This window comes from Effusibacillus consociatus, assembly GCF_042652925.1.
Lineage (GTDB): Bacteria > Bacillota > Bacilli > Tumebacillales > Effusibacillaceae > Effusibacillus > Effusibacillus consociatus.
Map to the genome: position 1 here is coordinate 1 of NZ_JBHSHC010000040.1, position 7,442 is coordinate 7,442.

Genomic DNA, 7,442 nt, shown 5'->3' on the forward strand with positions numbered 1-7,442 from the left:
TTCCATATGGATTTACTCACTTTTTAAGTGAACGTCCATATCCCCGTTTTTCCTTGATCTAATTGGATTCATGATTTGTTCAAAGTCGTTCCGTGAATATTTCAGGTCGATATATGATAACGGTTGGTGATATCAATGATGCGAGAATTCTTTTTGGGGTTCATTAAAATCCATATCCTTCACCACGCAAACAAGGAGCCGATATACGGGGCTTATATGATGCAGGAACTTGCACATCACGGATATAAGGTGAGCCCCGGAACTATTTATCCCACGCTTCACGTGTTGGAGAAAAATGGATATCTCCAGAGTAAGGAGCATTTGGTCGGCGGGAAAATTCGGAAATATTATCTGATTACAGACAAAGGAAAGGAGGCGCTGACAGAAACCTGCCAAAAAATAAAAGAACTTGTTGATGAAGTGTTATAGAGAGGCGGTTGCAAAACATGAGTAACAACAAATCAAGCGTACAAATCAACCCCAGAGGTACAATTTTTGAAGTCCTTGGGGTATCTACACGTTTGGGTCTGACTTCCTTCGGCGGTCCGATTGCCCATCTGGCCTACTTTCGGGAAGAATATGTCGCGAGGCGTAAGTGGTTGGATGACAAGAGTTACTCCGACTTGGTTGCCCTGTGCCAGTTCCTCCCCGGACCGGCCAGCAGCCAGGTCGGAATCGCCATAGGCATGATGCGTGCCGGTTTGCTAGGGGGAATCGCATCTTGGATCGGTTTTACGCTTCCTTCCGCTATCGCACTCGCAGTATTCGCATATACGGTGCACGGCATTGATATTGCAAAAGCGGGTTGGCTTCATGGATTAATGGTGGTTGCAGTTGCTATTGTCGCACAAGCGGTTTGGGGTATGTCCCGTACACTGGCACCTGATCGAAATCGTGCTACTATTGCCATTGTCACAGCCATTATTACTTTGTTTTGGCCCACAGCTTTTGGTCAAGTGTTTCTAATCATCACCGGAGGTATTATTGGATGGTTATTCCTTCAAAAGTCCCAAGTACCTGAAACTCCAAGTCTAAAGGTCCCTATCAGCCGAAACATGGCAATAGTCGCATGGGTTCTCTTTTTTGGACTTCTACTTGGTCTTCCTCTACTACGGCAAATCAATTCCGCTCATTGGCTGGCCGTCTTTGATAGTTTTTATCGTGTCGGATCACTGGTGTTCGGAGGAGGTCACGTTGTACTTCCACTGCTGCAAGCTGAAGTTGTACCGCCAGGTTGGCTGACGGATACACAATTTGTCGCAGGCTATGGAGCTGCGCAGGCCGTACCAGGTCCACTATTTACCTTTGCCGCCTATCTGGGGGCAGTTATGAACGGTTGGCCAGGTGCCATCATTGCAACCGTTTCAATCTTTTTGCCTTCATTTTTTCTCATTGCGGGAGCTTTGCCATTCTGGGATGCCGTACGCCGCCGTCCACAATTCCAGGCGGCGCTAAATGGGATTAATGCGTCCGTAGTGGGAATCTTGCTAGCTGCTCTTTACCATCCAGTTTGGACAAAAGCGATTCTTTCGCCCGCCGATTTCGGTCTTGCGCTTGCTGCATTCGCTTTATTAATGATATGGAAACTGCCGCCTTGGGTAGTCGTATTATTCTCTGCTGCCGGTGGTGCATTAATTGATGTTCTATCTTAAAAAGTTTTGGGTAACTCAGTTATTCGAGCTACCCTTTTATTGCGTAAGAGCCTTTTATTTGTGGTACATTCTAAAAAACTGGTTGGCGGCTGATTGTTGTTATTGATGCATCGGACATTGGTCGGAAGAAGTGGCGCATTCGGCAACATCCTGACCTGAAGCGAACGCCGTTCCCTCCAAGGACATGGTTGCGACGAAAGCAAATGTGAGAATTTTCTTCATACATTTCTCCTCCTTGAATTCATTATTTTTTCTATGTGCATACGAGGAAGACCTTCTTACAATGTTCTGCCCCATACATAGAAACAAAAGGTACCCTTGTGAATGGGACGTTAGTTCTGCTGATCTTTAGCACCATCAGTGCTTTCGTTGAAGGAATCCATAAATTTTCCGCATGCTTTCGTCATCTCTTGACCCTCAGGAGAGTTCATGGCGTTCATCATTTTATTCATGTTCCCGTTTTCCATCATCTGCACCATAGGGTTCGTAGCATTCTCTTTTTCGTCCGATCCTGCAGCTGCAGCCATTTGACCCGCTACAATTGCTGCGGCAAGAGCTAGCGATAACCCGAACACTGTTTTCTTTTTCATTTTAGTCCCTCCATTTTTATGGTTTATCGTTCCGTAAAGTCAGTATAGATAAGAAGTTTGTTGAATCTTTGTGGAATCCGTGATGAAACTATGAAGTTTTTGCAATCCCTTTCCCTTGATCCGCGATTTTCTTCCAACTTTGCCCCTTATCGCCTGACAAATAAACATCTTTCTTATAGGTGGCAAACACCAACTCATTTTCATTTACAGGATTCTGGGCGACATAGGTAACAGCATCCTCTTTTAAGTCAGGTAGATTGATTTCCACAGTTTTTCCCGATTCCACATCCACCTGCAAAAGTAATGGTTCCTTCTTGATTCCCCCTACAAACAAGGCCCCCTCGTTGTTAAAAAATAAAGAGGTAACTTGAATATCCGAGACAACATTCTCAAAGTTCTGTCCGTAATCCTTGGAAACATAAACCCCATTTTGGGTCCCAACTGTAACCACAGCTTCCTTGCTGGGGTGAACGACGAGTGCAGACAAGTCTTCATTCAATCCTTTCATCTCGCTCTTAACCCACGTTTTCGTTTCATCCTTCGTGTAATACATACCAGGTGACTTCATTTTTGAATTGGGAGCCGGGTTGAACACATAGATCGTATGGGTTTTGTAACCGACACTCATCCCATGAAAATCTGTTTCTCCCGCTAAATCTAAAGCTTTGATGGTTTTTCCCTCATCCGTACTTTTAACAATTCCCAAAGGTTCCTTTAGATTGGAACCAGGAGCGGGGTGACCGCTGCTGTAGAATCCGTCATCCACCATGGAAAATCCCATATAGTCATGTTTTGCTCCATCTGGGGTTTTCCACTGCCCCTGTGAATAAACTCTTAATCCATCGTGAGCAGGAATGAAAATCCGTTTTCCGTCACTCGAATACCCCAAACCATGGATATGATGAAGAGTTGTTTCTGCACTGACGCTTGTCCGATTGCCCCACAAGAACATGCCTCCGCTAATCAAAACACCAACCAGCGATAAGATCCAACCCCATTTTATTACCTTCGGAACTAAACCCTTGATACGATTCTTCGTAACCAGATAAAGCACGAATAACAGAACAAATAAAATTCCGCTGCCAATCAACATGTACGTATTCAGGGCCATTTCTCTTTGGTGCTCCTCGCTCGTTCCGTGAGCAAACGCAGAAGCTGGAAGTAGAGACAAAGCGAATATTAGGGTGATCATTATTTTCTTCAGCATTTATAAATCTCTCCCTTTTCGTTTGAAAATCAGATAAACGACGGCCCCCAGAATGACAGGAATGGCAGCCCATAAACAGATTTGTAACAATGTTCGCAGATACGCCCAGATTGACCCCATATTTAACATCGAGGTCGCCGACATCCACAAACAATATAAGCCGATGCAAATCAAGGACAGAGCAATCAACCAATCCGTCCACTTCATGGCGTACTCTCCTTCCCGTTAGAGGAAGTAGGGAACTTGATCTCAAATCGAGTACCTTTTCCCAGTTGGCTGAATACCTCAATGCTGCCTCCTTGGAGTTCGACCAACTTCTTTACAATGGCAAGCCCCAGCCCGGTTCCTCCGTATTGTCTGGAACGGGATTTTTCAACCCGATAAAATCGTTCAAAGATAAACGGCAGCTCCGTTTTCGGAATCCCGATCCCTGTATCCTCCACGGAAACCATAACTTGATCACGGTCAACACCTTGCAGTTGTACAGAGATTTCCCCTTGTTCCGTATAGCGAATGGCATTGTCAATCAGGTTGATTAATATCTGTTCCATTCGAAGACCATCACCCCAGACCAACGGCAGGTCATCTTGGATATTGAGCTGAATCCTGAGCCCTTTCTGTTTGGCCTTCAAAGATGTTTTTTGAACGGAATTCTCCACGATTTCTGCAAGATCGATCCATTCAAAATTGAGGATGACTTTGCCTTCTTCCATTTTGGAAAGCTCAAAGAGATCATAAATCAAACGGGTAAGCCGTTTCGATTCTTGGTCAATAATCTCCAAATACTGCTCTTTCTCTTCCTCGGTATGGTACAAGCCCTCTTTCAAGACCTTTGCATAGCCCTCCAAATAGGTCACTGGTGTACGCAGCTCATGAGAGATGTTTGCAAAAAACTCACTGCGAGTATCACGATACCTTTTCAGATCTTGTGCTAGATCATTAATGGCCCGTGCCAGATAGCTCATTTCATCTCCAGAGGTTACCTTGACTCGTGTATCCAAGTCTCCTTTTGCTATTTGACGTGTGGCTCTTTCCATTTGAATTAATGGATCTGACAATTTCCTTGAAAGAACAACTGTGAATCCGAGAGCGAGAAGAAACGCTCCCACTCCAGAAAGAATTAATAAATTACGTACTTTCTCGATCGATTGATGAATCCCTTCGATCGATGACAGTACAAACACTCCACCATAGAAGGCATTGCCATTAAAAATCGGAGTTCCTGAAACCAAAAAACGATTCCCTGAAACAGGATCATCGTATTCTTTTTGAATCGACGTGCCTTTGATTAGATCGTTTGTTTCGGCTTTGGACAGAAAAGAACCTTCGGGTATACTAGGTACACCGGAATTGGCTATTACACGACCGTCTGCATCCACAATATATAATTTTACATCGGAAAAATTGGCCATCATCTCGATCATGTTTACCGTCATCAAGTCCCGCGTATTTGCAATTGACTGGGCATAACGGGAAGAAAGTCCAGTAATCTCATCCTGTACCTGTCGATAATAAAATCCGGAAAAAATCTGGTCGATTACAAACCCCAAGGGCAGTAGAACGATCAGAAACAGCAATATTATGGTGCCACCCAACTTAACAACGATTCGATTCCATCTCATGTGCGCTCATCAGGTCCTTGAAATTTATACCCAACACCCCAAACGGTTTGTATCGGTACATAGGATAAATCCGCTTTCCGGACCTTCTCCCGAATATTTTTCACATGTGTGTCCACAGTACGAACATCCCCAAAATAGTCTTGTCCCCAAACTTTTTCTAACAGAATTTCTCGGGTGAATACTCGCTGCGGATTAGCCGTTAATAAATACAAAAGATCAAATTCCTTTGGGGTTAAATCAACCGGTTTATCGTGAACCATTACCTGCCTTCCTTCCGGATCAATGCTCATCTCTGGATGAGTGATCACATTGGTCGATATCCCCGTAGATTCAGATAACTGGGACCGCCTTAACAAAGCGAAAACCCGAGCAATTAATTCCTCCGGTTCAAAAGGTTTGACCAAATAATCGTCTGCCCCTAAATTCAATCCGTACACCTTATCTTTGGTTTCGGTTCTCGCAGTTAACATTAAAATTGGAATCTTCTTGGTTTCACGAATTTTGGCGCAGACTTCCCATCCATCCAAATCCGGCATCATCACATCCAGAATGATGAGATCAAACGAACGTTGATCAATTAGGACCAAAGCCTCTTTCCCGTTTTTCGCCTCCGTTACCTCAAACCCATTCTTGGCGAGGTAAATTCGCAGGAGATTTCGCATATTCCATTCATCATCCACTATAAGAAGATGTAACTTTTTCATAACAATCCCTCGTTCTAAAATAAAAAGGTTCGTCTTTCTGCATTGTACCAGTTAAATGTGTTGAAAATGTGATGAACAAAAAACCATCGCTCAGGAGCGATGGAAGGTGATTAGAGTTTTTCACTTCGTTTTTCAATGACCCTTACGAAACGCCAGATGAAATAGAAAGTTCCAGCCAAAAGGGCCAATCCGAGTGCAACGCCGAATCCGAAAAATACTGCCATTCCAAACATCATAGCCGGGGACATTTGCATCATAGAACCAGAAACCATACAGGTACACAATTCAGTATCTCCCCTTCGATACTAATACTTTTATCAGTATTGTCGCTTTGGCTTTTCTGCATTCACCGATTATCTTTTTGCCCCACTATTTAACACTATAAAGATGGGCTTTAATCTAATGCGGGACAATTGTCGTGGGCATATGATGGGACTGTAAATTTCAAAAAGGAGGTACTCCACCCATGTATCCTATGTCTCATATGCCAGCACATGTGGCGATGATGTTTCCAGGCGTGTTGAGGACTGTTCAAGACTGCGAGTCTCAGTGCGAACATATGGTTACAATGTTGCTGGGTTATCCTGACATTCACGCAAGAACTATGCAGATTCAGTTATTACGTGATTGTGCTTCAATTTGCGCGACAACTGCGGCTGTTATTGCACGAAGTGGTCCAACGGCTAGATCTCTGGCCAATCTATGTGCTGAAATTTGTGAAGTTTGCGGAAAGGAATGTGCCAAATTTCCCGATCCGGAATCTCAAAGGTGTGCTCAAATTTGTATTCATTGTGCCCGAGAATGCCGTGCCTATGCGATGACAAGATAACAAGCTTTATAGGATAGAAACGATTTCTCAGTCATTAACCATTAATTCCTTGCTGGAACACGCTAAGGGTTAATAATGAATAATTATTTATTAGGGATAAAGACTGGTGTTTCACCTGTCTTATCCCTTATTCATTTTGCAAATTTTCGACAAGTAATCGTTAAAATCCGCTTTTCCCCAAGGCAAATGTACCTTGCCCACCCAAGCCCAACTGCATTGACTAATGTAGACTTAAATACAAATGGAGGGAACAACATGCACGCTTTGTTTGGTCCTTTTACACGTTGGGCAGTCGTATTCTTGATCATTTTCGTTTTGTTTATCCTGCTGGTACCTGCTTATCCGGTAGCAACCGGAGCAGCAGTGACACCCCCTATTTACTAGTATATTCCCGCTTTAAAACTGGAAAGGGGTGAATTTTGTTCATTCTTCTCGTCCCTAACCCGGACGAGCCGGAACCAATAGGATTTTTGTAGACCCTTGTCGAAAAGAAAGAATAATCATACTCGACATGGGGGCCAAACAATGTTACTCACCGAACGATACAAAGACAAAATTAAGGGAGTGCTATCTTGCTATGATCGGATCGTGATGCATGGCAACATTCCGGATCTTTGCTTCGACGGTGGGATGACTTCGTATTTGTACAAGAATAACATCAAGATTTTTGACTATCCTGAATGGGCGAATCGTCATCGGGAAGAATTACGGGAACACGCCGAACGAATCGCTCATGACAACGGATTGGAAATCGAGTTTATTCGTAAGATCGACTCCTTCCGCAAAGACGATCGTATTCAAGCCATTATCGAGAGCCGCGGCGACCACCCCGGATTGG

The 7,442-nt window shown here is 43.9% G+C and carries 11 protein-coding genes; 5 read left to right on the plus strand and 6 right to left on the minus strand.

Annotation, left to right across the window (positions count from 1 at the left end):
• The first annotated feature begins 138 nt into the window (after positions 1–138).
• Positions 139–429, plus strand: coding sequence for a PadR family transcriptional regulator (locus tag ACFO8Q_RS06290; protein ID WP_380024879.1), 291 nt, complete (start codon positions 139–141; stop codon positions 427–429).
• Positions 430–446: 17 nt separating this feature from the next.
• Positions 447–1,652 (plus strand): chromate transporter, encoded by a 1,206-nt coding sequence (locus tag ACFO8Q_RS06295; RefSeq protein WP_380024880.1) that lies wholly within the window; start codon positions 447–449, stop codon positions 1,650–1,652.
• A 99-nt stretch (positions 1,653–1,751) separates the two neighbouring features.
• Here the strand turns inward: ACFO8Q_RS06295 and ACFO8Q_RS06300 are convergent, their stop codons facing one another.
• From ACFO8Q_RS06300 to ACFO8Q_RS06325, 6 genes are all read right to left on the minus strand, one after another.
• Positions 1,752–1,874: a hypothetical protein gene (locus tag ACFO8Q_RS06300; protein WP_380024881.1), complete on the minus strand. Its 123-nt coding sequence runs from the start codon at positions 1,872–1,874 to the stop codon at positions 1,752–1,754.
• A 110-nt stretch (positions 1,875–1,984) separates the two neighbouring features.
• Positions 1,985–2,242, minus strand: a complete 258-nt coding sequence (locus ACFO8Q_RS06305) for a hypothetical protein (RefSeq protein ID WP_380024882.1) — start codon at positions 2,240–2,242, stop codon at positions 1,985–1,987.
• Between the two features lie 88 nt (positions 2,243–2,330).
• A complete protein-coding gene (locus tag ACFO8Q_RS06310) occupies positions 2,331–3,449 on the minus strand; it encodes a F510_1955 family glycosylhydrolase (protein ID WP_380024883.1) in 1,119 nt (372 codons plus the stop codon).
• Positions 3,450–3,656 (minus strand): hypothetical protein, encoded by a 207-nt coding sequence (locus ACFO8Q_RS06315; RefSeq protein ID WP_380024884.1) that lies wholly within the window; start codon positions 3,654–3,656, stop codon positions 3,450–3,452.
• On the minus strand, positions 3,653–5,026 hold the full coding sequence (locus ACFO8Q_RS06320; protein WP_380024885.1) for a sensor histidine kinase: 1,374 nt from the start codon (positions 5,024–5,026) through the stop codon (positions 3,653–3,655). Before ACFO8Q_RS06320 ends, ACFO8Q_RS06315 begins: the two co-directional genes overlap by 4 nt.
• Before the next feature lie 41 nt (positions 5,027–5,067).
• Entirely contained in the window at positions 5,068–5,775 is a 708-nt protein-coding gene (locus ACFO8Q_RS06325) for a response regulator transcription factor (RefSeq protein WP_380024886.1), read from the minus strand.
• A gap of 505 nt (positions 5,776–6,280) precedes the next feature.
• Here ACFO8Q_RS06325 and ACFO8Q_RS23920 point away from each other — a divergent pair.
• The 3 genes from ACFO8Q_RS23920 to ACFO8Q_RS06335 form a co-directional block, all read left to right on the plus strand.
• Entirely contained in the window at positions 6,281–6,604 is a 324-nt protein-coding gene (locus ACFO8Q_RS23920) for a four-helix bundle copper-binding protein (RefSeq protein WP_465251880.1), read from the plus strand.
• A gap of 255 nt (positions 6,605–6,859) precedes the next feature.
• Positions 6,860–6,988, plus strand: coding sequence for a hypothetical protein (locus tag ACFO8Q_RS06330; protein WP_380024887.1), 129 nt, complete (start codon positions 6,860–6,862; stop codon positions 6,986–6,988).
• A 141-nt stretch (positions 6,989–7,129) separates the two neighbouring features.
• Positions 7,130–7,442, plus strand: a 313-nt coding sequence (locus ACFO8Q_RS06335; protein WP_465251879.1) for a hypothetical protein, incomplete at its 3' end; no start/stop codon positions are given.

Excerpts from the sequence above, each read along its gene's own strand:
- ACFO8Q_RS06290 (WP_380024879.1), top strand. The coding sequence starts at position 139 with ATGCGAGAATTCTTTTTGGGGTTCATTAAAATCCATATCCTTCACCAC.
- ACFO8Q_RS06295 (WP_380024880.1), top strand. The coding sequence starts at position 447 with ATGAGTAACAACAAATCAAGCGTACAAATCAACCCCAGAGGTACAATT.
- ACFO8Q_RS06300 (WP_380024881.1), bottom strand. The coding sequence starts at position 1,874 with ATGAAGAAAATTCTCACATTTGCTTTCGTCGCAACCATGTCCTTGGAG.
- ACFO8Q_RS06305 (WP_380024882.1), bottom strand. The coding sequence starts at position 2,242 with ATGAAAAAGAAAACAGTGTTCGGGTTATCGCTAGCTCTTGCCGCAGCA.
- ACFO8Q_RS06310 (WP_380024883.1), bottom strand. The coding sequence starts at position 3,449 with ATGCTGAAGAAAATAATGATCACCCTAATATTCGCTTTGTCTCTACTT.
- ACFO8Q_RS06315 (WP_380024884.1), bottom strand. The coding sequence starts at position 3,656 with ATGAAGTGGACGGATTGGTTGATTGCTCTGTCCTTGATTTGCATCGGC.
- ACFO8Q_RS06325 (WP_380024886.1), bottom strand. The coding sequence starts at position 5,775 with ATGAAAAAGTTACATCTTCTTATAGTGGATGATGAATGGAATATGCGA.
- ACFO8Q_RS23920 (WP_465251880.1), top strand. The coding sequence starts at position 6,281 with ATGTTTCCAGGCGTGTTGAGGACTGTTCAAGACTGCGAGTCTCAGTGC.
- ACFO8Q_RS06330 (WP_380024887.1), top strand. The coding sequence starts at position 6,860 with ATGCACGCTTTGTTTGGTCCTTTTACACGTTGGGCAGTCGTATTCTTG.